The 25,870-nt window shown below is 69.8% G+C and carries 23 protein-coding genes and 1 pseudogene; 14 read left to right on the top strand and 10 right to left on the bottom strand.

The annotated features are described in order from the left end of the window. Positions 1–119: 119 nt before the first annotated feature. The 3 genes and pseudogenes from QOM21_RS34045 to QOM21_RS34035 form a co-directional block, all read right to left on the bottom strand. Positions 120–1,915 (bottom strand): annotated as a pseudogene (locus QOM21_RS34045) (coagulation factor 5/8 type domain-containing protein). Between the two features lie 436 nt (positions 1,916–2,351). Further along, entirely contained in the window at positions 2,352–3,815 is a 1,464-nt protein-coding gene (locus QOM21_RS34040) for an SDR family NAD(P)-dependent oxidoreductase (RefSeq protein ID WP_407554889.1), read from the bottom strand. A 286-nt stretch (positions 3,816–4,101) separates the two neighbouring features. Beyond that, a complete protein-coding gene (locus QOM21_RS34035) occupies positions 4,102–4,416 on the bottom strand; it encodes a DUF4326 domain-containing protein (protein WP_407554888.1) in 315 nt (104 codons plus the stop codon). Between the two features lie 189 nt (positions 4,417–4,605). Here QOM21_RS34035 and QOM21_RS34030 point away from each other — a divergent pair, with 189 nt between their 5' ends. Continuing rightward, positions 4,606–5,031, top strand: coding sequence for an SRPBCC family protein (locus QOM21_RS34030; RefSeq protein ID WP_407554887.1), 426 nt, complete (start codon positions 4,606–4,608; stop codon positions 5,029–5,031). A 147-nt stretch (positions 5,032–5,178) separates the two neighbouring features. Here the strand turns inward: QOM21_RS34030 and QOM21_RS34025 are convergent, their stop codons facing one another. Further along, complete coding sequence (locus QOM21_RS34025) at positions 5,179–5,541, bottom strand: hypothetical protein (protein ID WP_407554886.1); 363 nt, start codon at positions 5,539–5,541, stop codon at positions 5,179–5,181. 251 nt (positions 5,542–5,792) lie between these two features. Here QOM21_RS34025 and QOM21_RS34020 point away from each other — a divergent pair, with 251 nt between their 5' ends. Next, positions 5,793–6,467: a hypothetical protein gene (locus QOM21_RS34020; protein ID WP_407554884.1), complete on the top strand. Its 675-nt coding sequence runs from the start codon at positions 5,793–5,795 to the stop codon at positions 6,465–6,467. Between the two features lie 57 nt (positions 6,468–6,524). On the opposite strand, the gene QOM21_RS34015 is transcribed toward QOM21_RS34020, so the two are convergent. Next, positions 6,525–6,842, bottom strand: coding sequence for a hypothetical protein (locus tag QOM21_RS34015; protein WP_407554882.1), 318 nt, complete (start codon positions 6,840–6,842; stop codon positions 6,525–6,527). Positions 6,843–7,644: 802 nt separating this feature from the next. Between QOM21_RS34015 and QOM21_RS34010 the strand changes: the two genes are divergently transcribed. Then, positions 7,645–9,009 (top strand): sugar transferase, encoded by a 1,365-nt coding sequence (locus QOM21_RS34010; RefSeq protein ID WP_407554881.1) that lies wholly within the window; start codon positions 7,645–7,647, stop codon positions 9,007–9,009. 90 nt (positions 9,010–9,099) lie between these two features. Here the strand turns inward: QOM21_RS34010 and QOM21_RS34005 are convergent, their stop codons facing one another. After that, positions 9,100–10,044, bottom strand: coding sequence for a GDP-L-fucose synthase family protein (locus QOM21_RS34005; protein ID WP_407554879.1), 945 nt, complete (start codon positions 10,042–10,044; stop codon positions 9,100–9,102). 175 nt (positions 10,045–10,219) lie between these two features. Between QOM21_RS34005 and gmd the strand changes: the two genes are divergently transcribed. From gmd to QOM21_RS33990, 3 genes are read left to right on the top strand one after another with little or no spacing between them, the layout of a single operon-like run. Then, a complete protein-coding gene (gene gmd / locus QOM21_RS34000; protein ID WP_407554878.1) occupies positions 10,220–11,233 on the top strand; it encodes a GDP-mannose 4,6-dehydratase in 1,014 nt (337 codons plus the stop codon). Then, positions 11,230–11,766 carry a putative colanic acid biosynthesis acetyltransferase gene (locus QOM21_RS33995; protein ID WP_407554876.1) on the top strand — a complete coding sequence of 179 codons (537 nt, stop codon included), beginning with the start codon at positions 11,230–11,232 and terminating at the stop codon, positions 11,764–11,766. The genes gmd and QOM21_RS33995 overlap by 4 nt, the downstream gene beginning before the upstream one ends. Continuing rightward, on the top strand, positions 11,763–12,887 hold the full coding sequence (locus QOM21_RS33990; RefSeq protein ID WP_407554874.1) for a glycosyltransferase: 1,125 nt from the start codon (positions 11,763–11,765) through the stop codon (positions 12,885–12,887). The genes QOM21_RS33995 and QOM21_RS33990 overlap by 4 nt, the downstream gene beginning before the upstream one ends. Positions 12,888–12,931: 44 nt before the next feature. Here QOM21_RS33990 and QOM21_RS33985 read toward each other — a convergent pair whose 3' ends face one another. Beyond that, entirely contained in the window at positions 12,932–14,155 is a 1,224-nt protein-coding gene (locus tag QOM21_RS33985) for a glycosyltransferase (RefSeq protein ID WP_407555976.1), read from the bottom strand. 187 nt (positions 14,156–14,342) lie between these two features. Between QOM21_RS33985 and QOM21_RS33980 the strand changes: the two genes are divergently transcribed. The 5 genes from QOM21_RS33980 (at position 14,343) to QOM21_RS33960 (ending at position 21,161) form a co-directional block, all read left to right on the top strand. Continuing rightward, positions 14,343–15,842 carry a hypothetical protein gene (locus QOM21_RS33980; protein ID WP_407554872.1) on the top strand — a complete coding sequence of 500 codons (1,500 nt, stop codon included), beginning with the start codon at positions 14,343–14,345 and terminating at the stop codon, positions 15,840–15,842. Beyond that, positions 15,839–17,515: a lipopolysaccharide biosynthesis protein gene (locus QOM21_RS33975; RefSeq protein ID WP_407554870.1), complete on the top strand. Its 1,677-nt coding sequence runs from the start codon at positions 15,839–15,841 to the stop codon at positions 17,513–17,515. Before QOM21_RS33980 ends, QOM21_RS33975 begins: the two co-directional genes overlap by 4 nt. Continuing rightward, positions 17,512–19,083, top strand: coding sequence for an oligosaccharide flippase family protein (locus QOM21_RS33970; protein ID WP_407554869.1), 1,572 nt, complete (start codon positions 17,512–17,514; stop codon positions 19,081–19,083). The genes QOM21_RS33975 and QOM21_RS33970 overlap by 4 nt, the downstream gene beginning before the upstream one ends. A 118-nt stretch (positions 19,084–19,201) precedes the next feature. Next, positions 19,202–20,710 carry a fibronectin type III domain-containing protein gene (locus QOM21_RS33965; protein ID WP_407554867.1) on the top strand — a complete coding sequence of 503 codons (1,509 nt, stop codon included), beginning with the start codon at positions 19,202–19,204 and terminating at the stop codon, positions 20,708–20,710. Between the two features lie 22 nt (positions 20,711–20,732). After that, positions 20,733–21,161: an adenylyltransferase/cytidyltransferase family protein gene (locus QOM21_RS33960; RefSeq protein ID WP_407554865.1), complete on the top strand. Its 429-nt coding sequence runs from the start codon at positions 20,733–20,735 to the stop codon at positions 21,159–21,161. 27 nt (positions 21,162–21,188) lie between these two features. Here QOM21_RS33960 and QOM21_RS33955 read toward each other — a convergent pair whose 3' ends face one another. Further along, positions 21,189–21,920 carry a CDP-alcohol phosphatidyltransferase family protein gene (locus QOM21_RS33955; protein ID WP_407554863.1) on the bottom strand — a complete coding sequence of 244 codons (732 nt, stop codon included), beginning with the start codon at positions 21,918–21,920 and terminating at the stop codon, positions 21,189–21,191. A gap of 41 nt (positions 21,921–21,961) precedes the next feature. Here QOM21_RS33955 and QOM21_RS33950 point away from each other — a divergent pair, with 41 nt between their 5' ends. From QOM21_RS33950 to QOM21_RS33940, 3 genes are all read left to right on the top strand, one after another. After that, entirely contained in the window at positions 21,962–23,266 is a 1,305-nt protein-coding gene (locus QOM21_RS33950) for a glycosyl hydrolase family 28-related protein (protein ID WP_407554861.1), read from the top strand. A gap of 208 nt (positions 23,267–23,474) precedes the next feature. Next, on the top strand, positions 23,475–23,687 hold the full coding sequence (locus QOM21_RS33945; protein WP_407554859.1) for a hypothetical protein: 213 nt from the start codon (positions 23,475–23,477) through the stop codon (positions 23,685–23,687). A gap of 199 nt (positions 23,688–23,886) precedes the next feature. Beyond that, entirely contained in the window at positions 23,887–24,324 is a 438-nt protein-coding gene (locus tag QOM21_RS33940; RefSeq protein WP_407554857.1) for a CBS domain-containing protein, read from the top strand. Positions 24,325–24,423: 99 nt separating this feature from the next. Here the strand turns inward: QOM21_RS33940 and QOM21_RS33935 are convergent, their stop codons facing one another. Both QOM21_RS33935 and QOM21_RS33930 read right to left on the bottom strand, forming a co-directional pair. Further along, positions 24,424–25,188, bottom strand: a complete 765-nt coding sequence (locus QOM21_RS33935) for a class I SAM-dependent methyltransferase (RefSeq protein WP_407554855.1) — start codon at positions 25,186–25,188, stop codon at positions 24,424–24,426. 298 nt (positions 25,189–25,486) lie between these two features. Continuing rightward, positions 25,487–25,771 (bottom strand): hypothetical protein, encoded by a 285-nt coding sequence (locus tag QOM21_RS33930; RefSeq protein ID WP_407554854.1) that lies wholly within the window; start codon positions 25,769–25,771, stop codon positions 25,487–25,489. Between the last annotated feature and the right edge of the window lie 99 nt (positions 25,772–25,870).

Here is a 25,870-nt window from a genome sequence, read left to right as displayed (position 1 = left end):
AAGGCGCCGCGCTGCCCGGGAGGAACAGTGCGGCGCCGACGCGATGACAGTCTCCCTGCCGCAGATGGGCTGCCGGGGGAAGCGGGCGAGGGGCGGCGGGAAGCCGGCAGGCCAAGGCGTCAGGGGTAGGAGACCACCGTGGAGGGGACCGTCGAGGTTCCCGAGGTGGCGGCGCCGATGTTGTTGATCACGTGCTCGTACTGCCCCTTTCCGCCCAGGGAGACGACGAGCAGGTTGTGGAACTTCACGGCCGGGGTGTTCGGCGCCTGGAAGCCGTGGTCCTGGCGAATGGTGGGGTCCACGTTGTAGTAGCAGTAACTGCCCATGCCCACCCTTCATGGGTGGTCACCGAGTCGGCGATCTTGTACGCGGCGTACCCCTTGATGCTGCCGTTCTGGATCGCGGCCTGGTTGGGGGCGTCGTACGCCTTCTCGTTCTGGAAGAAGATCGTGCGGCCCCCTTCTCCGTGCCACTCCACGTCGTACTTGTTGAAGTGCTCGACGAACAGGCCGGTGGCCAGGACCCCGTCGCCATTGACGCGAACTCCGTAGTCGGCCCGGTTGGTGTCCCAGCCGACACCGTCCCCGTGGTCGGCGCGCCAGACCCAGGTGTGGTCGATGATGGTGTCGTTACTGTTGATGACCATGCTGGTCGTCGCCTTGCCGGGGCCCGCGCCGCCGATGCGCACGAAGACGTCCTGGACGGTGGTCGGATTCGCGGCGTGGTTTCGGGAGGCGCCTTCCGGGCCGATCTCCAGCAGGGTCGCGGAGTTCACCGTTCCCGCGTCGATCAGGAAGCCGGCGAGCCGTACGCCGTCGACGTCGGCGACCTTCATGGCGGTGACACCGTTGTCCGGGATGAGGGTGGCGTAACCCAGCCCGAGCACCACGGTGTTCGCACGCTGTACGTCGATGGGGCGGTCGACGTGGTAGATCCCGGGCGTGAGCAGCAGGTGGAGGCCCTGCGCCAGAGCGGCGTTGAGGGTCGCCGCGTCGACACCGGGCTTGGCCACGTAGAACTGATCGAGCGGCAGGGATTCCCCCCTCGCGGTTCCATTGCCCCAGGTGGTGCCCCGGGCGTTGGTGCGCTTCTCGGGCAGAAAGACCTTGTAGTCGCTCCCGTCCAGGTAGAGGAAGGGCTTCTCGCGGGAGACCGGAGTGCTGTCCAGCGTCGTGTAGGGCGGGTCCGGGAAGCTCTGGCCGGGGGCGCCTTCGACGCCGGAGAACACCATGTTCCACACGGCGTTGCTCCAACTGCCGACGGAGCTGTCGCGGGTGTACCACTGCTGCTGAGAGTACGGGCTGACCGCGCCGTCGATGCGGCTGTCGGCGATGTAGCCGCCGCTGGCCCAGCCGTAGCCGTCGGGCGCGAGGTTCAGACCGCCCTTGACGTGCATCCGGCGGAAGGGCGCGGCTTGTGCGACCGCCCACCGGTTGGTGCCGTTGACCGGTTTGAGCGCGAGGTTCTCGGCGGAGCGCCAGAAGTTCTGCGTGGCGTTGCCGTTGAACCAGCCGGCGTCCACCGTCACATCGCCGTTGAAGGTGGTGTCGTCGGGTGACAGGCCGAGGCCGGCGATCGAGGTGTAGAAGCCGAGTTGGGCGTTCAGACCGTTGTAGGTGCCCGGCTTGAAGAGGAGGGCGTATCTGCCGGTGCCGAACTGAGCCGCCTCCTGCTGTTTGAAGATCTCGTCGAGCTTGCCCTGGATATTGGGCGTGGACGGGTCGAAGACCAGCACGTTCGGGCCGAGGTCGCCGCCGCCGGGCAGCGCCTTCGTCGCGGGTGCGGCGTACGCCGGGCCGTCGCCGAGGGCCAGGAGGCCGGAGGCGGGGAGCGCGGCGGCCATCGCGGCCAGAATTCTGCGACGGGAGGGGCCCGGTGTGCCTGCGGCCGTGGCGTCGGTGGGGGGTGTGGGCATCGAAGCTCTCCTGATTCAGGAAGTGAACGATTGAAGTTCAAGGGAGCGCTCTCTTGCCCGAGGAATGTTCATCGTGTGTGAACATCGCGTCAAGGGTTGTGTCCAGAGTCCTCGATATTCTCGGGACGACCGCCACAAGTGGGGCGCCCTTTGCGGTAGTTGATGGTCATTGAGCACCAGGGCCGACGACTTCGCGCGTAACGCAGTTGCTTTCAGGAGATGTTGGCACGCACGCAGAAGAAGACGCGGGGGCTGCCCACTACGCGCTGATCGTTGAGCGAGCCAAGGCTGCGCGCCCTGAGGGGAGTTACATACAGCGCCGCCCGCCGCCCCCGGTGAAGAACGGGGCAGCGGGCGCACGGGCGGAGCGAGTCCGACGCTCCAGGTCAATACCTCCAGGGGCTTGCCCTGCGGCAAGGCTTCCGGCTCGGGTGGGTCACCAAGCGGTCGGCGCGTAGTCCTTCAGGAAGCAGCCGTAGACGTCCTCGCCGAGCTCGCCGCGGACGATCGGGTCGTACACCCGGGCCGCTCCGTCGACCAGGTCGAGCGGGGCGTGGAAGCCCTCTTCGGCCAGGCGCATCTTGTCGGGGTGCGGGCGCTCGTCGGTGATCCAGCCGGTGTCCACCGCGGTCATGAGGATGCCGTCGGTCTCCAGCATCTCCGTGGCGCTGGTGCGGGTCAGCATGTTCAGCGCCGCCTTGGCCATGTTGGTGTGCGGGTGGCCCGCACCCTTGTAGCCGCGGCTGAACTGGCCTTCCATCGCCGACACGTTCACCACGTACTTGCGACGCGCGACGGACGCGGCCATCGCCGGGCGCAGCCTGCTGACGAGCAGGAACGGCGCGGTCATGTTGCACAGCTGGACTTCCAGCAGCTCGACCGGGTCGACCTGGTCCACCTTCTGGATCCAGCTGTTCGACGCCTGCAGGTCGGGCACGAGTCCGCCCGCGTCGATCGCCGTGCCCGCCTCGATGCGGGCAAGCGAGGCCGAGCCGCTGGTCAGCGCGAGAGCGGTGAGGCTCTCGGCGCTCAGCGCGCCCTGGCCGGCCGTCGAGGCGGCGGGCAGGGCCGCAGGGGCGCCGCTGCCGAAGTGGCCGATGACGAGGGACGAGGGCAGCTCGCCCGCGGGCAGCGGCGCGGACTCGGCGGTGATCAGATGGCTGTAGGCCTCGGGCGAGCGCCGAACGGTCTGGGCGGCGTTGTTGATCAGGATGTCGAGCGGGCCCTCGCTGCTCACCGAGTCGGCGAGCGCGATGACCTGGGACGGATCCCGCAGGTCGATCCCGACGATCTTCAGCCGGTGCAGCCACTCCCCGCTGTCGGGCATCGCCTTGAAGCGCCGGACGGCGTCATTCGGGAAGCGCGTGGTGATGGTGGTGTGAGCACCGTCACGCAGCAGCCGCAACGCGATGTACATGCCGATCTTGGCTCGGCCGCCGGTGAGCAGCGCGCGCTTTCCGGTGAGGTCCGTGCGGGCGTCGCGGCGTGCCAGGTTCTCCTTGGCACAGGCCCGGCACAGCTGGTGGTAGAACGCGTCGACCTCGACGTACCGGCTCTTGCAGACGTAGCAGGACCTGGGCCTTTCCAGGATTCCGGCTATCTCCGTGGTGACCGAGCTGCTGAGGGCCAGGCCCAGGGTCTCGTCGTCGATCCGGTCGGCCGCCCCGGTGGCCGTGGCCTCGGTCACCGCCCGGTCGTTGGCCGTCTTGGCCGCCCGGCGCTCATGGCGGCGGCGCTGCTTCACCGTCCGGTAGATACCGGCGGTGGCCCGGCGTACGGCGATCGCGTCCGGGTGGTCGAGCGGCAGCTGGTCGAGCTCTTCGAGCACGCTCAGGCAGACCGCCATCCGCTCCGAGTCGATACCCGCGCCATCGGCACGGCCTTCCTCAGTCACCGTCATCGCCGCTGCCGCTTTCCTGGGATCGTGTGTTCTATTCAAGCTCCGACGGAACTTTACGTAAGCGCGGGCACCTCCGCCAAACCCACCCGGATCCCTGGGGCCGCCGCTCGCCCGCGTGACGGCCCGAGACGCATGCGGCCGGTCACTGTCCGTCGTCGCGGCCTGGCCGGTCCGTCGCCGCGCAAGGCAAGGGGGCGACGGGGTGGCGCCGACCCGTGGCGGCGACGCTCGACGCGCCGCCTCCGGACATACCCGACCTACCGGGCGTCGGAACGAGGCAGTGCCCCTACCCGTTCACACCCGCATCGGCCAGCTCGGCGAGCACCTGCGCGTGGCACTGCTCGGGCAGGCACCAGCAGCCGAGCCGTCGCCCGCGCAGCCCGGGCAGCAGCGCCAGCAGGTCGGGGCGCTCCAGGAGGTACGCGCGGTACTTCTCCAGTACCTCGCTCCGGGTGCCGTCCGGCCCGGGCCGATAGGGGCTCGCCAGCGGGGATGCCGTCAGATGCCAGCCGCCCCGGTGCATCGCTCGGCCCACGTAGACCACATCCGCGTACTCCGGATCATCACGGTGGCCCTTGAGGTTGACGACGGTGGTGCTCATGCCCCCATCTTCGCGCCGCCGAGCGCGTCCGTCGACGTGACCCCACACCCCGGGATCGCCGCACGAGCAGGACAGCGCACTCCACGGCTGCGCCCTGAGGGACAACACGACGGCGGCCGGATAGGACGTGGACCACTGGGTACGCGGTTTCTCCAGGAACGCAGATACCTCCTGAGAAGGGAATCCAGCATGTCGTCCTCGCTGCTTGAGACCGTTGACATCAAGGCTCCCGTCGCGGTGAGTTGGGCGCTGTGGAGCGATGTCACGCTCTGGCCCAAGTTCCTGAGCCATGTACGGGCCGTCCAGCCCATCGACGAGCACCACTTCGCCTGGCAGCTCTCGCTCCCCGGCGCGGACAAGGAATTCGTCGCCGAACTCACCGAGGTGGTACCGGAGGACCGGATCGCCTGGAAGACGACGCAGGGCGTCCATCACGCCGGAGTGGTCACCTTCCACCGCCTCAGCGCCGAGACGAGTCGGGTCGCTCTCCAGATCGAGTACGAGCCCGAGGGGTTCGTGGAACACCTCGGCGCGATCACCAACCTGGACTCCGCGCTGACCAACTACGACCTCGGCGAATTCCAGAAGCTGGCGGAGGCCACGGCGGCGGCCTGACGCGCCACCGCCCGCACGGCTCGGCGCCGGCCCCCGACGGCACGGCACCACCGGCGCCCGTTCACCGCGGATCACGGTGCGGAGAACGGGCGCCGGTGCATACGCGCGCACAGGGGAAGAGGGCGCGCGCGACCCATCGAAGGACGCTCAGGAAGCGGCCGTACCGTTGATCTTCTCGATCGCCTGACGAGCCTGTTCGCCGGGCGATCGCGAGGTCAAAGGGGTTCCCGTGGTGGGAGCGACGGCGGGGAGCGGCCGGCCCTCCTGCGTTCCCGCGGTCTTGGCGTGGGCCGCCGGCGGCCGGGCGCGCAGCCGCTGGCTCGCGGCCTCGTCCAAGGTCACGGGGCGCTGCCACTGGGCGGCAAGCCGTCCCGCCGCCTGACCGAGCGCCGCGACGTCCTCCCACTGCAGGCGGAGCACCAGGCGGAGTTCGGCCTCCCCATCGGGCAGGCCGCGGATTTGCGGCTGGTTGGAGTCGTTGCGGAGCGCTGGGTTGCCGGGGTCGCTCATCGGCCCCTCCTCACGTCTCGGAACTACGCCCCCATGGGAGCGTCCGCTCCGGGCCCGGAGCGGACGCCGGGTGGTACGCGATGTGGGGGCAGCCCCGTTCATCGCTCGCCATCTGTTGTTCGGTCGATGACAAATACGGCCCGGTCCGGGTGCGAATCTGCTCTCCTTTGCACGCCGTGGGCGCCCGCTCGGCCTTCCGTGGCACCGCCCACCGGCCCGCTGCCCGGGGTTGTGACGACCGGGAGGAGGGTATGGCGATGGCCGTGCTCTGCTTACCAGACTTCACCCCTGATCTGCGCGCCCGCTTAGCGGCCGACTGCTATGTGCCACTCCCCCGCCTGATGTACCCCGACGGCCTGCCGGCTCTCCAGGACGAGGTGCGGCGACTGGAGAAACTCGCCGTGCGGCGGGACTTCACGATGGCGTCCATGGGGCACTCCCCCCGCCACATGACCACCCTCGGCGGGAACCTGATCGCCCAGGAATCGGAGCTGATCACGAGTGTGTACCGCGACAGCCAACTGATCCGCCTGGTGGGCGCGATCGCGGGGTGGGAAGCGGTCGAGGTGCGCGATCCGCTCGAACGGCACGTCATCAACATCCTGCATCAGCAGGGCGATACGCACGGCGCCCACACCGATGACTACCCGCTGGCCCTTGTGCTGTTCACGGAAGCACCGGACGACCCGGCCGACGGCGGCCTGCTGGAACACGTACCCCACGCGGGTCTTGACGCCCTGACGACGGGCGCGGCCCGCAGTGCCCATCACCGGCCCGGTGACGGATATCTGCTGCGCAGCGACCTCTCCGCCCACCGCGTGACGCCGCTGCGCCGCTCCGGTCTGCGGCGTACGGTGCTGAACTTCGCCTACACGACGCCGGACCGGCAAGCGGCGATCACTCCGTCCGCCTCCGAGCTGTACTGATCGGTTCGCCCGCTGCGGGTGGCGCGGTAAGTGATCGTCCTCGCGCAGGGAGCCCGCTCACAACAGCAGGAGCAGTGCCGCGCCGCCGGCCTTCTTGATGTCGGTCATGTCCTGCACCTTGCCGACCTCGATCCCCCAGCCTCGCCAGACCGTGCCGTCCTCCTTGATGTGGCCGGCCTTCTCACCCCATCCGCGCCAGATGGTGCCGTCGTCCTTGACCTTGCCGACCTTCTCGCCGAGCCATCCACCGCGCCGGACGGTGCCGTCCTCCTCGACCTTGCCGGCCTTCTCGCCCAGCCATCCGCCGCGCCGGACCGTGCCGTCCTCCTCGACCGAGCCGACCTTCGTCCCGTTCCGAAACACGTCCATCGACATGGCCCCCGCCCCTCGATCCCACCCTGACGAATGAGCGTACGGCGCATCTCCGCGAGGCGGCCAGCAAAATCCACCACCGCATTCGCTCAACTACTGGTGATTCACGGGTTGTTGGCGACAGGGTGCGGAGGTGGGCCAACCCTGGCGGGGAAACGGCCGCCGCCGGGGGGTGGGTGTCCACGCCTCGGACAAACGAGGTGAACGGATGAAGGAGCAATTCCGGTCACCGGTCCTGTGGTCCGGATGCGGCGCGGCGCGCGATGGGGGAAGGTGGCTACGCCCGCGAGCGGACGGCGGGAGCCGCAGGAGACGTGCCGGGGCTACGACGCGCCCTTCTGCGGCAGAAGTTGCTCCTGCGCAGGTGGCAGCGCCCCTTGCCGCTGCCTGCCGGGGAACCGGATCCCGCGCCGTTCACGCGGCGGGCCAGCGCGTTTGCATTCCGGTAGGCCCGTTGGCGGCCCCTCACGACGCGTCGACGGCCGCTGCCCGAAGTCGGCTCATATTTGTCAGTAGATGTAAACAACGGGACACAAGAACACTCAAAATAGGTAAACCGCAGCAGGTGCGCGCACCGTGCTCTAGCGTTCACGTCCGATACCGAGGCGGTGGCGAGCTGGGGGCTCGCCACCGCCTCGTAAGAGTGGGGACGACCAAGTGGGGGGCCATGGGGTTGTTCGAAGCTGCCGGATCACGGGTGATCGAGTCACCCGCCGGGACAGCCAAGCTGCACCGCGCGTGGGAACACGAGAAGAGAGGTAGACACAGGCCGGCATTACGGGGACTTCTCCAACTTGCTCTGCTCGTGGACGTGTTGGGTGCCGCGGTACCGGTCGGGGCGCTCTGCGCCGCGGCCCGGCAACCGCACCCGCTGCTCGCCGCGGCACTGGCCGGCGCCGCCTGGCTCGCCGTAGCAGCAGCAAAGAATCGTTACGTCAAGGGGTCGGTGGGAGACAGCGGTTCGATACTGCCGGTCTTCCGGGACTGGCTGACCACGGTGGGCGTGTTCGCGGTCGCGTGCCTCGCCGCGCGCGTCGAGATCTCTGCCGAGGTCTGGGTACTCGCGCTGCTGCCCTGCCTGGTGGTGACGGTGGTCCGGCGCAAGATCATGCACCGGTATCTGCTGGCCATACGCCGACAGGCGCAGGGGCTGCGCCGCGTCCTGATCGTCGGGGAGTCGGGCGCCGTCGATGTGGTGCTCGCCGAGCTGGCCCACCGCACCGACCACGAGTACATCGTCGTCGGCAGCTGCCTCGTCGGGGACGGTGCCACGGAGTCGGCGCTGCCCTTGCCGGCCCGGCTCGCCGTCGATGGTGCCGCGCCGGAGGGGGCGGAGGACGGAGAGACCGTGCTGCGCTGCGCGGTCGAGCTCGATGCCGATCTCGTCTTCGTGGCGCCCGGTCGGCAGATGACGGCCGAGCGGATACGCAGGCTCGCCTGGGCCCTGCATGACGAGGGCCGGGATCTGGCCATTCTTCCCGGGCTGATCGATGTCTCGCAGCACCGGGTCAGGCTGGCCAAGGCGGCCGGCCTGACGGTGATGCACATAGACCCCGCGGCGCGGCGCGGGTTTCCGGTACTGCTGAAGCACGCCACGGACCGGTTGGGGGCACTGCTACTGCTCGTACTGCTCTCCCCCGTCTTCGCGGTGGTGGCCGCGGCGATACGGGTCTCCTCCGCCGGGCCGGTGTTCTACTGCCAGATCCGGGTCGGCCGTCATCAACTGCCGTTCCGCATGTGGAAGTTCCGCACGATGGTCGTCACCGCCGACCGGATGCGGGCCGCGCTGGAGGCGGCGAACGAGAACGACGGGGCGATGTTCAAGATCCGTCGGGACCCGCGGGTGACACGGGTGGGGAGGGTGCTGCGCCGTTTCTCGCTGGACGAGCTGCCGCAGCTGTACAACGTCCTCGTGGGCCATATGTCCTTGGTGGGCCCGCGGCCCCCGCTTCCCGAAGAAGTCGAGCGCTACGACGGGACGGAGCTGCGCCGGCTTGCCGTCAAGCCGGGGCTCACCGGACTGTGGCAGGTCAGCGGGCGGTCCGATCTCTCCTGGGACGAGACGGTCGCGCTGGATCTCAGCTACGTCGACAACTGGTCCTACGCCCGCGATATCGACGTCCTGGTACGCACCCTGCGTGCCGTGGTGGACGGGCGCGGTGCGTACTAGATGAGTGAGTTGCGCCATGAAAGGCCGCGGGGTGCGGCCGGTGTTCCGCCGCTGGGCGGACGCCGACCGCACCCCGCGGGCGCGGCGGGATCAGACCGGGGCCGGCTCCGACCGCCACGCGCGGTAGGTCCGGCCAATGCCCTCGGCGAGCGGAATGGTCGGCGCCCAGCCCAGCGCGCTCAGCCGGCTGATGTCGAGGAGCTTGCGCGGTGTGCCGTCGGGGTGGGACGGGTCGAAGGAGATGCGGCCCTCGTAGCCCACGGCCGAGGCGACGTGGGAGGCGAGGTCGGAGATGGTCAGGTCCTCGCCGCATCCGACATTGACCGTCTCCTCCGCGTCGTAGCGGCGCAGCAGAAGTTCGCATGCCGCCGCGAGGTCGTCGACGTGCAGGAATTCGCGCCGGGGCGTCCCGGTGCCCCAAAGCGTGATGTCCGGCAGCTCCTTCTCCTTCGCCTCGTGAAAGCGGCGGATGAGCGCCGGCAGCACATGCGAGGTGGCGAGGTCGAAATTGTCGCCCGGCCCGTACAGATTCGTCGGCATGGCGGAGATGAAGGACGCACCGTACTGCCGCCGGTAGGAGCGGATCTGGACCAGGCCGGCGATCTTGGCGATGGCGTACGCCTCGTTGGTGGGCTCCAACGGCCCGGTCAGCAGGGCGTCCTCAGTGATGGGCTGGGCCGCGAGCTTGGGGTAGATGCAGCTCGATCCGAGGAAGAGGAGCCGGCGCACCCCCGCGCGGTGGGCGCCGGCGATCACGCTGAGCTGGATGCTGAGGTTGTCCTCCAGAAACTGCACGGGGTAGGTGCTGTTGGCCATGATGCCGCCGACCTTCGCCGCGGCCAGGACGACGGCGTCGGGCCGGGCCGCCGCGAGATAGGCGGCGGTGGCGTCACCGTCGCGCAGGTCGAGCTCGGCGCGGGTGCGGGTCAACACCTCGTAGCCGCTCGCGGCCAGGCGCCGGGCCACGGCGGATCCCACCAGACCGCGGTGGCCTGCGACAAAGATTCGTGCGGGTGTGGGCAGCAAGTCATCCATGGCGCGGATTGTGCCAGTCAACCCGATAGATCCACCGGCCATTTCAGGAAATATCTGCCGCACTTGGCTCTCGACCGCCGGCCACCGAGCGGGTAGCGTCCCTCCGCCGGAGATCTCCGGCGGGGGGAATTCACCGAACAACCATTGAGCGCATCACTTCTCGTGGGGGGAAGCCATGTCCAAAACCGCTGTCATCACCGGTATCACCGGCCAGGACGGTTCGTATCTCGCCGAATTGCTGCTGAGCAAGGGCTACACCGTGCACGGGCTGATGAGACGCTCGTCGAGCTTCAACACCGAGCGCATCGACCACATCTACCAGGACCCGCACACCCCGGACCGGCGGCTGGTGCTCCACCACGTAGACCTCTCCGACGGTGTCGCGCTGGTGAACCTGCTGCGTGACGTGCAGCCCGACGAGGTCTACAACCTCGGTGCCCAGTCCCATGTCCGGGTCTCCTTCGACGCCCCGCTGTACACCGGGGACGTGACGGGTCTGGGTGCCCTACGGCTGCTGGAGGCCATCCGGGCCAGCGGCGTGGAGACCCGGTTGTACCAGGCATCCTCCTCGGAGATGTTCGGCGCCACCCCGCCGCCGCAGAACGAGTCGACGCCCTTCCACCCGCGCAGCCCGTACGGCTGCGCCAAGGTCATGGCGTACTGGTCCACGGTCAACTACCGCGAGGCGTACGGGCTTTACGGCGTCAACGGCATCCTCTTCAACCACGAGAGCCCCCGCCGCGGAGAGACCTTCGTCACCCGCAAGATCACCCGCGCGGTGGCCCGCATCCAGGCCGGTCTCCAGGAGCACCTCTACCTCGGCAACCTCGACGCCGTCCGCGACTGGGGCTACGCGCCCGAGTACGTGGAGGCCATGTGGCTGATGCTCCAGCAGGACGAGCCCGACGACTACGTCGTGGCGACCGGCGTCCCCGCGACGGTGAGGGACTTCCTGCGCGCGGCCTTCGACGCGGTGGGGCTGGACTGGGAGCGCAGTGTGCGCTTCGACCCGAAGTACGAGCGCCCGTCCGAGGTGGACGCGCTCATCGGCGACCCGTCCAAGGCCAAGAGCCTGCTGGACTGGTCCGCGAAGGTGCAGTTCGACGAACTCGCCCGGATCATGGTCGAGTCCGACGTCCGCGAGCTGGAGGACGAGCTGGCCGGGCACCGGGTGCGGGTGGACCGATGACCGTTCCCGTCACCGCCCGTAACCTGCGCGGCTTCAGCGGCGCAGGCTACGACAAGGGCCGCGGGCTGCTGATGCAGGCCGCCTGGTTCGCCGCGCTCAACGTGCTGTTCGTGAAGTGGTGGTTCCCGCCGCGCCTGCGGCCGGCGCTGCTGCGCGCCTTCGGCGCCCGAATCGGGGACCGGGTGCTCATCCGCCACCGGGTGCGCGTGCAGTGGCCGTGGAAGCTGACCGTCGGCGACGACGTCTGGGTGGGCGAGGACGCCTGGCTGATCAACCTGGAGCCGATCACCATCGCCGACGACGTCTGCGTGTCCCAAGGCGCCGTGCTGTGCACCGGAAGCCACCAACGCCGCTCCCCCACCTTCGAGTTCGACAACGCTCCGATCCGTCTGGAGGCCGGAGCGTGGGTGGCCGCGCGCGCCATCGTGCTGCGCGGCGTCACCGTCGGGGCGGGCGCTGTGGTCGGCGCCGGGGCGGTCGCCCACCACGACGTCTCCCCGGGAGACGTTCTGACCACCGGGGGCCGAGGATGAAGATCACCCATGTCGTGACCCTGGTCAGTGATGACGGGGCGTACGGGGGGCCGGTGAGTGTGGCCACCGCCCAGTTGGGCGAACTGTCCGCGCGCGGCCACGATGTCGAGCTGGTCTCGCTGTGGCGGGGGCGGAAGGCGCCCCCGCGCATGGTCGACGACGTTCCGCTGCGTGCATTCCGGGCCCGCACACTGGTGCCCGGCCAGGGGTTCCTCGGCCTGTTCCACCCGGCGCTGCTGCCGGCCCTCTGGCGCCGGGCGGGCGGCTCCGATGTGTGGCACATCCACGCCGGGCGCGACCTGGTGTCGCTCGCGGCGCTCGCCGTGGCGGTGCTGCGCCGCCGCCCCTTCCTGGTGCAGACGCACGGGATGGTCCAGCCTCGGCGGTCCGCCATTGCCGCGGTCTTCGACAGGGTGTACGTCCCGCTGCTGCGCAGAGCGCGCGCCGCCCTGGTCCTGACGGAGGAGGAAGAGGCAGGGCTGCGCCGGGTACTGGGCAGGGACGGGCCGCGTCTGGTCCGGCTCGCCAACGGGGTGCGCTCCCGTCCCGACACGGCCGAGAGCAGCGAGACGGACGTGCTCTTCCTCGCCCGGCTGCAGACCCGTAAACGCCCCGAGGCGTTCGTGCGCATGGCCTCACTCGTGCACCGCAAGCGCCCCGACGTGTCGTTCACGCTGCACGGCTCGGACGAGGGGCGGCTGGCGGAGGTCCGGAGCCTGATCGCGAGCGAGGGCCTGGACGGCGCGGTGACCTACGGCGGTGCGCTGGAGCACGACGCCGCGGTGGAGCGGACAGCACGGGCCACCGTGTATGTCCTGCCCAGCGTGGACGAGCCGTTCCCGATGAGCGTGCTGGAGTCGTTGGCGGTGGGCACGCCCGTGGTGTGCACGCACAGCTGCGGCATCGCCGCCGAACTCTCGCGCCGGGAGGCCGCGTTGGTGACGGACGGTTCACCGGAGCAGCTGGCCGACGCGGTGCTGCGGCTGCTGGAGGACCGTCCGCTGCGGGAGCGTCTGACCCGGGCGGGTCTGGACGCCGTCGATACGGAGTTCTCCCTGGCGGCGGTGACCGACCGGCTGGCGGAGTGGTACAGCTCCGTCAGCCGGCCCGCCGTGAAGTGATCCGTCGGCGGCTGCCGGGCGGACGCCCCGCAGCCGCCGGCCGATCACGGCCCGTCCACCCCTGCGGGGCGCTGCGCGAGGCGCAGCAGTGTGGTGATCCGGTCCAGACCCGCCCGGCTGCTGAGCTGCCGTTCGGCGTAGTGCGGGCCGTGCGCCCCCAGCCGGGAGGCGCCCTCCGGGTCGTCGGCGAGCGAACGGATCTCCGCCAGCAGCGCCTTGGGGTCCTCGGGCGCCACCACCGAGCCGGCGCCCGACCGCAGCACCTCCTTGGCGGTGCCGCCCTCTGCCGCCACCGACGCGATCACCGGACGGCCGGTCATGAAGTAGGACGTCAGCTTGGACGGCAGGCTCATGTCCAGCACCGACGCCTTCTGGGTCACCGCGAGCACATCGGCGGCGGCCAGCACCTCCGGGAACTCGTCGGCGTCGGCCGGCGGCAGGAACGACAGCGCGGGGACTCCCGCGGCGAGCTGCTGGAGCCGCTCGCGCTGATTGCCGTCGCCCATCAGGACGATGCGTACGCGGGCGCCCTCCTGCTCGGCGAGCCGGGCGGCTTCCACCAGGACGTCGAGCCCCTGCTTGAGCCCCATGTTTCCGGCGTGCAGCACCACGGTGTCCCGTTCGGACCAGCCCAGCCGTTCCCGTGTCAGCGCACGGTCGCCGCTCGGTCCCTTCACATGCGCCCAGTTGGGCACGACGTGCACGCGCTCACGGGGCACCCCCATCGCCGTGACGCGGTCCACGAACGTCTCGTGCACCACTCCCACGACATCGGCCCCGCGCAGCACTCTGCCTTCCAGCCCCCCGGCCAGGGCGGCGACCCTGCCGCCACCCTGGATGCCGCTCTGCTCGGCGGCGGCACCCATCAGATCCTGGACGATCACGACATGCGGTACTCCCGCGCGCCGCGCCAGGCGGTCGCCCAGGACGCCGCCGGCCAGGCTGGGCATCTGCGTGAGCACCACATCGGGACGGACCCGAGGTGGCGCCAGGACGCCGTGCGCGAGGATGCTCGCTTCGAACAGCGCCCTGCGCAGGGCGGTTTGACGAGGCGGGACGGTATGCCGCCGCCGGTGGATCGTGACGCCGGCCCGGACCTCGCACATCCGCCACCTGCCCGCGTAGCCCTCCCCCACCCGCCATGCCGGGTAGTGCGGCATCCCGGCGAGCACGTGCGTGTCGGCCCCGGACGCGGCCAGATGTTCGGCTATCTGGGTCGAGTACGGCCCGATGCCGGTGTGTTCGGGCGCATAGTTGGTCGAGACCACGAGCACGCACCGGCCCGTTAACGAGTTTTCCACTACTGGCCCCCCTCTGGCTGTGCGGTCATCGTAGGAGTCGGCGGACGCCGGCGACCGCGAATTGGATTGCGATTGTGTCCCGAAGACGACCTTGTGACCCGACGTCCCTTAGATTGTGGACGTTGGTGGGGAGTTGGGGGGAGGTGGGCCGCTCATGCCCGGAAGGCCGCGCACTGTCGTGCGTTCGCGTGGCGTCGCCGCGCTCTGCTGCTGGACGCTGCTGTTCGTGCTGTTGCTGCCGGTGCTGATCCTGCACTCGCTCGACGCCCGCTTCGGTGCGGCGCTCGCCGTGCAGGGCGTGGTGGTGGTGCACTCCGGCACGGCGCTGGCACGGGTACTGACCGACGTACGGGCGCGGGTGATCGCCTTCGGGTTCTGGCTCTTCACCTATGTCTGGCTGGGCCTCGCCCCGTTGGCCATGCTCGCCACGGACGCGTATCCCCGCGGCTTCCTCGTCGACGCGCACACCGCGTTCCTGTCAACTGCCGTGGTGGAAACCGGACTTCTTGCTTACAGCGCGGGGTCCGCCCTGGCGTCCTGGCGTTCCACCCGCACCTCCACCTTCCTCGAACCGGTTCTCGCACGACGGCTGACGTCCGGCCGGGTACTGCTGCTGTGCGGGGCGGCGCTGCTGCTCGCCGTCGTCCTGATCCCGGGCCAGGGCGGGCTGTCCGCGTTCTTCCTCAGCAGGCAGGCGGCCAACGAGGCCGCGGCGCAGGCCGCGCCGTCGGGGTCGGCGGACCGGGCGATGTCGGCATGGGTCCTGTCGGTACCCGCCTTCTGGGCGCTGGTCGCCCTCGTGCACGTACCCCGCTTCCGGGCGGGCGACCGCACCCTGCGTGGCGTGCGCTGGATCCTGCTGCCGCTGCTCGTCCTCGTCAACGCCGTGGTCAACAACCCGATCAGCCAGCCGCGTTTCTGGGCCGGGACGGTGCTGCTCGCCCTCGTCTTCAGCGCCTCCGCGCTGCGCGGGCCGCGGGCGTTCCGGATCGGCGCGGCCGCGGTCACCGCCGTGGTGCTGGTGGTCTTCCCGTACAGCGACTACTTCCGCTACGACAAGCGCGAGCCCGTCCAGGTCGTCTCGCTCGCCGAGCAGTTCACCTCCAACGGCGACTACGACGCCTTCCAGCAGATCGAGACGGGCATGGACTACGTGCGGACGCACGGGTTCACGCCGACCTCCGCGCTGGGCCCCCCGCTGTTCTTCGTGCCACGCGCGGCATGGCCGGGCAAGCCCGCCGACGCGGGTATCCAGCTCGCCAGGCACGCCGGCTACACGTTCGAGAATCTCTCCGCGCCGCTGTGGATCGAGACGTACATGTGGGCCGGATTCCCCTCGGTGGTCGGGGTGTTCGCCCTGATCGGCGCGGTGGGGAGGCGTATCGACGACATCCGGCACCGGCTGCGGCGGCATCGTGGCACACTCGCGGCACTGCTGGTGCCCGCGTTCGGCTTCTACCAACTCGTCCTGCTGCGCGGCAGCCTCATGGCGATCGTGGGCCCGCTCGCACTCCTGCTGTTCATCCCGCTTCTGATCACCCGTAAACCGGGGCGGCGACTCCCGCCGTCCACCGGACAGCAGTCCGCGAGCGCGCCCGCTGCCGATGCGCGCCCCGTCGCTGTGCCGTTACCCACAGGAGGAGCACGTACGTGAGCGTCTTCGACGAGCCCTCGGAGGAACCGGACCAGCTGCGTGATCAACTGCGCCAGCTCTTCCGGTACCGCGCCTTGCTCCTGCTCGGCCTGGTGCTGGGCATGCTGGGCGGCGCCGCGGTGTCCCTGTTCGGCGGTTCGACCTACACGGCGACCGGCGAGGTCGTGGTGCACGCGATCAGCACCGCCCCCTTCGAGGCAGGCGGTGTCTCGGTGGACAAGCAGATCAGCATGGGCACCGAGCGGCAGATCGCGCAGAGCGCGTCGGTCGCCGCGGCCGCCGCCAAGGCTCTGGGCGACAGCGCCGAGCCGGCCGTGCTCCAGCGCGATCTGCGGGTGAGCAACCCACCCGAGACCCAGACCCTGATGTTCGAGTACAGCGCGGACTCCCCGCGGCGGGCGGCGGCGCTGGTCAACGCGTTCGTGCACGCGTATCTCGACTACCGCCAGAACGCCGCGACCCAGCGGATCGACACCACCGTCAGCAAGCTCAGCGACGAGCTGAAGCCACTGACGGATCAGCGCAAGGTGCTGGACCGGCGGATCGCCAACGCGGGCGGCGGGACCGCGCGGGCCACCGACGAGTCCGAGCGCAGCAACATCATCTCGGAAATAGCGGATCTGCAGGGGCGGATCTCCAGCCTGAAGTCGCTCGACACCACGCCCGGGGACGTCGTACGCAAGGGCGACCCGCCGGCCTTCCCGTCCAGCCCCGGCCTCGCCGTGCTGCTGCTGGCCGGAGCCGTGGCCGGACTGGCACTGGGCATCCTGGCGGCGTGGATCCGTTCCGTGCTGGAGCCGAGGGTGCGGTCGGTGGCGGATGTCCAGGACAACCTCCGCGCGCCGGTACTCGGCATACTGCCGCGCCGACGGGGCGGGGAGGCGTTGCTGGAGGTCGGCAGGGCCGGTCGCGGCAACCGCGCCGAGGCGTATCGCACGATCGCCTTCCGGCTGGTGCACGACCAGCGTTTCGCGGGACGGGGCAGCCTGCTGATCGTCGCCCCCCGCGAGAACGCGGACGCCGTGTCCGTCGCGGTGAACCTGGCCGGCGCCTTCGCGGAGATCGGCAACGACGTCCTGCTGGTCGAGGCGAACCTGCGCACCCCGGAACTGACCGGGCGGCTCCCGCTGCGCCCCGGCCACGGGCGGCCGGTGCCGGGCAGTTGGTCGGACGGCGAGCGGCTCGCGGTGGAGGCCGGCGTCGACGGACGCTTCGACCTGCTGCCCGGCCGGGAGGTGCCGAATCCCGCGCGGGCCCTGTCGTCCCCGGACTTCGCCCGGCTGCTGACCGCCCCCGCCGACCCGAACGAGAACGTCGTCGTCGTCACCGGGCCGCTGCTCTCGCACGCGGACGGCCTGGCCGTCGCGAAGCAGGCGGCCGGTGTGGTGGTGGTCTGCGACCTCAACGAGGTGCGCAGGGACGACCTGGACCGGGTGTGGGAGCTGATCACCGGGGCCGGCGGGCACATCCTGGGCGCGGTCCTGGACAAGGGAAGCCGCCGACGGCCGCTGCGCGGTCTCACGGACAGCGGTCCGACGCAGCGCAAGCACGGCCGCAGCCACACCCGCGCCCCTCTTGCGGCACCGGTCGTCACGCCGCAGCCGCCTCGGGCGGGACACCCGCCGGTGGGCGGGACACCCACCGGCGTCGACTCCACCTCACTGCGCGGATGACGGCACTCGGTCCCGCCGGGTCCGGCGCGGCGCCGGCGGGGCAGCACCCCGGCACCGGCGCGGCCGGCCGGCGCGGAGTCGCCACGACCGCCCGCGGTGGCGCGTTCGGTCTAGTGGGCTCGGCCGCGAACGCCCTGTTCGGCTTCGTCCTCGTGGCCGTCGTCACGCACGGCCTGGGAGCGCGCGGGGCCGGTGCGGTCTTCACCGGAGTGGCGGCGTTCACCATCCTCAGCAACGCGTTCAAGCTGGGGGCCGACACCGCGCTGGTCCGCTTCGTCTCCCGCGATCTGGAGCTGACCGGGGGCGGTGGCGTGCCGGGGCTGTTGCGGACGTCGGTGCTGCCGACGTTGGTGGCGAGTACCGCGGGGGCGGTGGTGATGTTCTTCTCCCCCGGGCTCGCCGGCTGGCTGCTTCCCGACCTGGACCCCGACCGCGCCGCGGTGATATTGCGGCTGTTCGCGGTGTTCCTTCCGGTGACGACGGTGTCGCTGGTACTGCTGGGCGCCACCCGGGGGTTCGGCTCGGTGGTGCCGTTCGTGGGCGTGGAGCAGATCGGCAAGCCGGTGCTCCGCGTCCTTCTCGCGCTCCCTCTGGTGCTGCTGGCGCCGAGCGTGGTGGGCGTCTCCGCGGCGTGGCTGGCGCCCGGTCTGCTGGGGGCGGTGGCGGCCTGTCTGTCGTTGCGCCGCTCCTGCCGGGCGCATCCGGGAAGTTCGCGCCCGCCGTCACAGGCGCGGGAGTTCTGGGCCTTCGCCGGTCCTCGGGCGGCCTCCTCGGTCTTCGACATCGCCGCGGTGTGGGTCGGCGTGATCCTGCTTTCGGTCCTGGGCACCAGCGCCGAGGCGGGCGTCTACACCGCGATCGGGCGGCTGGTCACCGCGGGGACGCTGCTGCAACTGGCGATCAGGCTCGCGGTGGCGCCGCAGATCAGCAGGCTGCTCGCAGGGGGCGACGAGCCCGCGGCCCATCACCTGCACCGGGTCTCGACCCGATGGATCGGTCTCTTCTCCTGGCCGGTGTTCGTGGTGCTCGCTGCCTTCCCCGGGACCGTGCTCTCGCTCTTCGGACCGGACTTCGGCGGGGGCGCGGCCGGGCTGGTGGTCCTGTGCGCGGCGTGTCTGATCAACGTCGGGGTCGGCAACGCGCAGACCGTCATCCTGATGGCCGGACGGAGTGTCTGGAATCTGGGTGTCGCCGGTGCGGCGTTCCTGGTTCAGCTGGGCACGGGAGTGTGGCTGGTTCCGCGCTACGGGGTGCTGGGTGCGGCGGTGTCGTGGGGTCTGGCGATCGTGGTGGACAACGTCGCGTCGGCCCTGCTGGTCCGCTACCGCCTCGGCTTCCGCACCGTTGACCTCGGCTACCTACGGGCGGCGCTGGTCGGCGTCGGCGTGGTGGCGCCGCCGGCGTTCGCCATGCGGACGTTTTTCGGCGACAGTTCGCTCGGTGCGTCCTTGGGAATTGTTTTAGCCATTGGGGCTTTCTGCGCCTCCGTCTGGCGCTATCGTTTGCCGCTGGGGGTAGGGGAGTTCTTCGGAGCGCTGCGCAAGCGCGGCTCGGAAAACTCGCGATGAACGCTGGGCCCATTTCCGCACAGAACTCATCTCGGTTCCGCTTCCCATCCTGTCAATTTCGATCGCGCTGTGCTTCCAGGGGGGACCTGTGCGCCAAAGAAGCAGACACATCAATCTCTTGCTCGCCGCTGCCGTACTCGGCAGCGCGTCCACGGTAATGGCCGCCGGACCGGCGCAGGCCGCCGGTGAGCCCACACTGACCGCCGATCCGCTGAGCACCTGGCAGACCGACGGCATCGTGTGGGCCATGGCCTACGCCAAGGGCATCGTCTACGTGGGGGGCACCTTCACTCACATCCGGCCACCGGGTGCCGCGCCCGGCACCGGTGAGCTGGCCCGTACGAACTTCGCGGCTTTCGACGCGAAGACCGGTCAACCGCTGTCGTGCGCCCCGGCGTTCACCGGCGGAACGGGCACGATCCGCGCCATGAAGGCCTCGCCCGACGGCTCGCTGATCTATATCGGCGGTTCGTTCAGCAAGGCCGGAACGGTCGGCCGGTCCAACACCGCCACCCTCAACACCGCGGACTGCACGATCGGTTCGGCATGGAAGCCGACGGTCAGCTCCACCGTGCGGGCCATCGACGTGACCGCCGACACGGTCTACGTCGGCGGCGGCTTCGACACCGTGCAGGGGCAGACCCGCGAACGGATCGCCGCGCTGCGGCCGACGAGCGAGCTGCTGCCCTTCAAGGCCACGATCCGTGGCTCGTCGGTCTCCAACGACCCGACACCCGCGGTGAACGCGATCACGGTCGCGCCCCAGCTCAACAAGGTCATCATCGGCGGCCGCTTCACCTCGGTCAACGGCAGCCTCTTCGGCGTGCACGCACTGGCCGGCCTGAACGCCACCACCGGCAAGACCGTCAACAGCTTCACCGGCTGGATCCCCAACAGGTCCGCGGTGAAGACGCTGGTCAACGACGGCACGAACTTCTACCTGGGCGCCGAGGGGACCGGCGGCGGCGTCTTCGACGGCCGGGCCGCCGGCCGTCTCTCGGACGGCTCTCAGGTCTGGAAGGACACCTGCCTGGGCGCCACCCAGGCCGTGCTGCCGTACAAGGGCGTGCTCTACAGCGGCTCGCACGCGCACGACTGCAACTCCACCCCGGGCGGATTCCCGGACATCGAGAACCGCCAGCACTTCCTGGCGCAGTCGATCTCCGACAAGACGATCCTGCCGTGGTTCCCGGACACCAACGACGGTATCGGCGAGCAGATCGGCCCGCGGGCGCTGACCATGGCGGACGGCATCCTGTGGGCCGGCGGCGAGTTCACCACCGTCAACGAGAAGGCTCAGCAGGGCCTGACGAGGTTCGCGGCCGCGCCCGACACCGAGGCCCCGCAGGTGCCGATCCTCAGCGGGACGAGCTCCTCCCGGGGCAAGATCACGCTGAACTGGAAGGCTTCCTGGGACCGCGACGACGGCGTTCTGACGTACAAGATCTACCGCGACGGCGTCTATCTGACCTCGCGCAACCAGGATTCGCGTTACTGGAACCGGCCCAACATGAGCTTCACGGACACCGTGGAGCCCGGCGCCGAGCACCGCTACTCGATCGAGGTCACCGACGGCACCAACGTCTCCGGGCGCAACGGCCCGGTCTACGTGACCGCCAAGCGCTGATCGCACGCCGAGTGGGGGGTACATGACGCACCGAGTAGGTTACGCGCCCGGGGTCTACGACCTATTCCACGTCGGACACCTGAACATTCTCCGGCACGCCAGAAGTCAGTGCGACTATTTGGTGGCCGGTGTGGTGTCGGACGAAATGGCTGTACAAGCCAAGGGAAAGTCTCCGGTGATTCCGCTCAGCGAGCGGTTGGAGATCGTGCGCAGCGTGCGATTCGTCGACGCGGCCTTTGTCGAGACCGTGCCCGACAAGCTGGAGACATGGCAGCAGGTGCGCTTCGACGTCATCTTCAAGGGCGACGACTGGAGGGGCACGGAAAAGGGCAGCAGACTCGAACGCGACTTCGCGACGGTGGGGGTGGAAGTGATCTATTTCCCCTACACCGTGCACACGTCGAGCACCTTGCTGCGCAAGGCACTCGACGGGCTCGCGGCTTCGGCCTGACCTGAAGAATCGGCCGTCCCCGGCGCCTCAGCGCCCGGGGGCGGCCAGTTCGCGATACCACTTCGCCAGGAACGCCACCATGAAGAGGACGTGTGCGGCGAGCAGGACGCAGTAGAGCGTCACGAACAGGTCGCGGCTGCCGAAGGCGAGGAAGATCGCGCAGAACACCCCGTAGTCGACCGGCAGCAGTGCGACGGAGCGCAGGGTGGACGCGGGTGCCACGGCAGCCGGCCCGCCCGCTGCGCTCTTGAGCCGCTCCGCGCGCTTGAGCTGTTCGGTGAGGATTCCGCCGAAGAAGACCATGACCGCGGCGAACTGGAACGCGACGGGAACGAGCAGATACACGGGGGCGGAGAAATCGAAGTGGCGGTAGAACGAGATGAGCACAGCCATGTGGAGGGCCAGCATTTTCGCGCAGTCGACCACGTGATCGAGCCACTCCCCGGCGGGGCTGCCGGTGCCGGTGAGCCGGGCGAGCTGCCCGTCGGCGGAGTCGAGTGCGAAACCGAGTACCAGCGCGACGAAGACACCGAGCGCCACCGCGGGCGAGGGACCGAGCGTCGCGATCAGTGTGCCGCCCGTCAGGGTGAACACCGCGCTGATCAGGGTTATTTGATTGGGCGTCAGCTTCATGTTGTAGCCGACGGCGGCGAGTATCCGGCCGGCCGGCCGGTTCACGTAGCGCGAATACAGGGACACCCCCTTCGCGGATTTCTGCGCAGCGGAAAGCTCTCTGATCGCGTAACCGAACCGGCTCATGTCCCCCACCTGACGACTGGACCCCCCGAAGGAGCAACATCATGGCAGGAAGGCTCTCCCGGTCAACCGGCGGTGCCACCCGCAGGGCGGTGCTGGCGGGTACGGCAGCCGCGTTGGCGGCCGGTCTCACGGGCTGTGACTCCCAGGAGTCACCGCCGTCCCCCGACCCTCAGGACGACGCCAAGGCCCGCACCGTGACCGGCCGCAAGCCCAAGGGCAAGGACGTCGTCGACGTCGTGGCGGACTTCGGCGCCAAGGGCGACGGACGCACCGACGACAGCCGCGCGTTCGCCCGCGCGTACACCTACGCGGCGGGCCGGGTGTGGGACCACATCGGCCGTACGGTGATCGACGTGCCGGCCGGGACGTACCTCATCCGGGAACCCAACGCCCTGATCAACGCCGGCGGCGGCAAGCTGAAGGCCAACGGTCTCCGGTTCCGGGGAGCCGGCAAGCGCATGACGCAGATCCTGTTCGCTCCGGCGCGGGCCGAGAACGCCTTCCTGTGCCGCAACGAGGACAGCTGGGCGAACATCATGTTCGAGCAGATCGGATTCCGTTCCGGCACCGCCGGCGCCTCGTTCTTCTACTCCTACTCGACCGGTCAGGCGCAGGACTACCGCTTCACCGCCTGTGAGTGGACCGGCGAATGGACGTACGGACTCGCGCTGGACGGGAGCAACACCAACTCGGAGATGCGCTGGGACGCGTGCCGGGTGGGCGGCGCCTACCGCAAGGCGTTCCTCTATTCCGGGCTCTCGCAGAAGTCGACCGACCCGCGGCAGCAGGACCAGTTCCTCAACTACTGGTTCAACGACATGAAGGTCGAGTACGAGTGGGGCAACTTCCTGGAGTTCCCCTACGGCGGATCCATCACCTGCCGCGGCGGCTCGTACATCATCACCGGCCGGCGCCCGCAGGCGTCCGGGGCCTACGGGCGCACCAGCACCTTCTTCCGCTTTCCGCGCGGTCCGCACCACGACTCCGTGCAGCGTTTCCACGCCGAGGACATCCGCTTCGAGGTGCGCGGCCCGGAGACCGTGGTGATCGACTGCGCGTGGGACAGCGGGACGGTGCACTTCAACGACTGTGATGACACCGCGCAGTCCTTCAAGCCGTTCGCGAAGGGAACCCGTCCCCACCGCTACCACATCGGGGCCCGGGGCCCCTTGGTGCGCTACGACTCCTGCCAGCTGTCCGGCCGGCACCTCTACGCACAGGAGGACGCCGGCGGCTCCGGCACCCGCGCCCGCTACGACATGTGCCTGCTGCGCAACCACTCGCAGAAGAACTTCGTGACGGGCGGCGGCGGCCGGGTGAAGTTCGTCGACTGCATCGGCGCGTGAGCTGATCACCAGCTCGCGCGACACGGGCCCGGCCGGTCGGCGGCCGGCCGGGCCCTGTGAGATCCGACGTGGATCGGGTACGCGAGGACTCCGCGCCCTTTCGGTGCGGGCCCTTCGGCCGATGGGCCAGGGGCGTGGCCGGGATGCGTCCGCGCTTCGTTGATGCACACGGTGGAGGGTGTACGCATCGGCAAGATCTGGAGTGGTCATGGGCAACGAGGAGCACCGGGAGCAGCAAGGCGTCGACCCCGAGGCCGCCGAGCGCGAACGCGACCAGGCGGACGAGGCGCAGAGAAAGGCTGCTCAGGAGGCCGCTCCGCCGATCGATCCGCCGCGCCACGAACCCATGGCGGAGAAGGCCGGCCAGGGGACGGGACCGTCTGCACACGACGTCTCCCGGAAGGACGACTCCCCGGAATGATCGAGCACCGGCTTCCGACGTGCTCGAACACGTCGGCGTCACCGCTGAGGACACGTGCCGTGACCTGCGGTGAACCGCCCTTCTCAGGGCGTTGGGCCGCGGCGGCGGGCCGCCTTACCCCAATGGGCGGCATTGAGCCATTCGTGGTGTGATCGAAGGTGGGGGTCAGGCAAGGAACGCTCCGAAGGCTGGAGGAATCATGGCCAAGAACCTGCGAGCCCGCGACATCATGACGGACGGGGTGCAGTGCGTCGGCGCGCACGAGTCGCTGCTCGACGCGGCGAGGATGATGCGCGACCTGAAGGTCGGTGCCCTGCCTATCTGCGGGGACAACAACAAGCTCATGGGCTTGATCACCGACCGCGACATCATCATCAAGTGTGTCGCCGAAGGGATCGACCCGTCGACGGTCCAGGCAGGGACCCTGGACGGAGAGCTGCACTGGATCGACGCCGAGGCGGACGCCGCCGAGGTCCTGCAGAGCATGGAGAGCCACCAGATCAAGCGCCTCCCGGTGATCGACGTGGGCAGCGGCCACCGTCTGATCGGCATGATCACGGAGGCCAATCTCGCGAAGAACCTCAGCGACGAGCAGATCGCGGAGTTCGCGAGCCGCGTGTACGCGACCGTCGGCTGACCCGCCGGGCTCCGCACGTAACTATGAAGTCGCCGCAGTTGCACCGCAGTTGGGGGTGGAGCTGCGGCTCTTCCTCGTCCGCGGCCTGCCTCCGCGGGATTACGCTCCCCCGCGGGACCCGTCGGTCCGAGCCCGGCGGGCTGCGCGGAAGAGGGCCGCCCACAAAAAGGGCTCGCCATAGTGCGGGGATGCGGGGGACTCGTCGTGCATGCGGCGCAGTTCTATCTCTTCGAGGTCGGAGAAGATCCAGCGCAGGGACTCCCGCGTGTACGCCAGACCGCCGTGGAGGCGGGACTCACGGTAGTAGGCCGCGTCAGGGAGTTCGGACCCCATCCCGCCGGCCGCGAAGCAGGTGAGTCCGAAGTGACCGCCGGGGACCAGGAGGCGGTCCAGCAGGGCGAGGTAGCTGATACGGCGGTGTGGCGGCAGGTGGTGGAAGCAGCCCGAGTCGTAGACCAGATCGTAGGGACCGCCCAACTCGCTTTCGGTGAGGGCGAAGACATTGCCGCAGTGGAAACGGATGTCGGCTCCGGCCTCGTCTGCACGCTCTTCGGCCCAGGCGATGGCTGCCGGAGAGAGATCGACCGCGTCCACCTCGAAGCCCAGGGACGCCAGTTGGAGGCTGTTGCGCCCCGGCCCGCACCCCAGGTCGAGCGCTCGGCCGGGCGTGATCAGGCGCCGTTCCAGGTACGCGACCAGGTTTTCGTCAGGCTTCGCCACGAAGAACGGCACCGGCCTTGAGCGGTCACCGTAGAAGCCGTCCCACCAGTCGGCGGCGTCGGCCGTCCAACGATCGGCATCCGCCGTGAACAGGCCGTCCAAGAGCTCCAGCACATCGTCGACGGTGCGGATGTTCCGGTCCATCGATCCCCCTTTCACATGTCGGGGAGACTAGCCAGAAAGCCCATAAATGCCCAGGTCAGAGGCGATACGATGAAGCTCCTGAGGAGGCCCACGGCGCCTGCGCACGCACGGCGGGCAGCCCGCCTCCCGCCCTGCGCGCACGGCCTTACACACCCCCGTCGAGAGCCGTTGCGGTGGCTTGCCGAGCGCACCTGAGGCACCTTTCTCAAACGGGCCGTGGCAGGCCCGGACGGCCCCTGCTCCCCCGCACGCCCGCTCCCCCCTCACCGTCTCCCCCACCACCTCTGCCCGGCCCCCGTCACCTGTTCCGGAAGCAGTCCATGGCCAGCCGGACCTTGGCCGCGGCCTCGTCCATCGCCCGTTCGCAGGTGGCCAGTTCGGCCATGGTCGCGGCACTGGTTCCCGGCTGCTCCGCGGCGCGTCGGCACAGCGCGGCGACCGGGTGGCTGAGAGCGCCGATGGTGTTCGCGACGGCGTAGAGGACTTCGTGGGGCGCGTCGGTCTCGGCGATGTCGTCGACCAGGGCCATGCGCGAGGCGGCCGACCGCAACTCGGCGGCGAGGGACACAGCGGCACTGGACACGTCGGCTCCTTCTCGTTCGCGCCTGCCGGTGGGGCCCAGGACGCCCGCCCCGGTAGCGCGGGTCACCGGCTCGACGCGAAGACCGTACGACACCGCCGG

Source organism: Streptomyces sp. Pv4-95, from assembly GCF_045782725.1.
Taxonomy (GTDB): Bacteria; Actinomycetota; Actinomycetes; order Streptomycetales; family Streptomycetaceae; genus Streptomyces.
The sequence above is the reverse complement of the archived record's forward strand: the minus strand, read 5'-3'. Positions and strand labels throughout refer to the sequence as shown.

Excerpts from the sequence above, each read along its gene's own strand:
- QOM21_RS33995 (WP_407554876.1), top strand. The coding sequence starts at position 11,230 with ATGACCGTTCCCGTCACCGCCCGTAACCTGCGCGGCTTCAGCGGCGCA.
- QOM21_RS33935 (WP_407554855.1), bottom strand. The coding sequence starts at position 25,188 with ATGGACCGGAACATCCGCACCGTCGACGATGTGCTGGAGCTCTTGGAC.
- QOM21_RS33955 (WP_407554863.1), bottom strand. The coding sequence starts at position 21,920 with ATGAGCCGGTTCGGTTACGCGATCAGAGAGCTTTCCGCTGCGCAGAAA.
- QOM21_RS34030 (WP_407554887.1), top strand. The coding sequence starts at position 4,606 with ATGTCGTCCTCGCTGCTTGAGACCGTTGACATCAAGGCTCCCGTCGCG.
- QOM21_RS33945 (WP_407554859.1), top strand. The coding sequence starts at position 23,475 with ATGGGCAACGAGGAGCACCGGGAGCAGCAAGGCGTCGACCCCGAGGCC.
- QOM21_RS34020 (WP_407554884.1), top strand. The coding sequence starts at position 5,793 with ATGGCGATGGCCGTGCTCTGCTTACCAGACTTCACCCCTGATCTGCGC.
- QOM21_RS34015 (WP_407554882.1), bottom strand. The coding sequence starts at position 6,842 with ATGTCGATGGACGTGTTTCGGAACGGGACGAAGGTCGGCTCGGTCGAG.
- QOM21_RS33990 (WP_407554874.1), top strand. The coding sequence starts at position 11,763 with ATGAAGATCACCCATGTCGTGACCCTGGTCAGTGATGACGGGGCGTAC.
- QOM21_RS34040 (WP_407554889.1), bottom strand. The coding sequence starts at position 3,815 with ATGACGGTGACTGAGGAAGGCCGTGCCGATGGCGCGGGTATCGACTCG.
- QOM21_RS33960 (WP_407554865.1), top strand. The coding sequence starts at position 20,733 with ATGACGCACCGAGTAGGTTACGCGCCCGGGGTCTACGACCTATTCCAC.
- QOM21_RS33940 (WP_407554857.1), top strand. The coding sequence starts at position 23,887 with ATGGCCAAGAACCTGCGAGCCCGCGACATCATGACGGACGGGGTGCAG.
- QOM21_RS34035 (WP_407554888.1), bottom strand. The coding sequence starts at position 4,416 with ATGAGCACCACCGTCGTCAACCTCAAGGGCCACCGTGATGATCCGGAG.
- QOM21_RS33950 (WP_407554861.1), top strand. The coding sequence starts at position 21,962 with ATGGCAGGAAGGCTCTCCCGGTCAACCGGCGGTGCCACCCGCAGGGCG.
- QOM21_RS33970 (WP_407554869.1), top strand. The coding sequence starts at position 17,512 with ATGACGGCACTCGGTCCCGCCGGGTCCGGCGCGGCGCCGGCGGGGCAG.
- gmd (WP_407554878.1), top strand. The coding sequence starts at position 10,220 with ATGTCCAAAACCGCTGTCATCACCGGTATCACCGGCCAGGACGGTTCG.
- QOM21_RS34005 (WP_407554879.1), bottom strand. The coding sequence starts at position 10,044 with ATGGATGACTTGCTGCCCACACCCGCACGAATCTTTGTCGCAGGCCAC.
- QOM21_RS34025 (WP_407554886.1), bottom strand. The coding sequence starts at position 5,541 with ATGAGCGACCCCGGCAACCCAGCGCTCCGCAACGACTCCAACCAGCCG.
- QOM21_RS33980 (WP_407554872.1), top strand. The coding sequence starts at position 14,343 with ATGCCCGGAAGGCCGCGCACTGTCGTGCGTTCGCGTGGCGTCGCCGCG.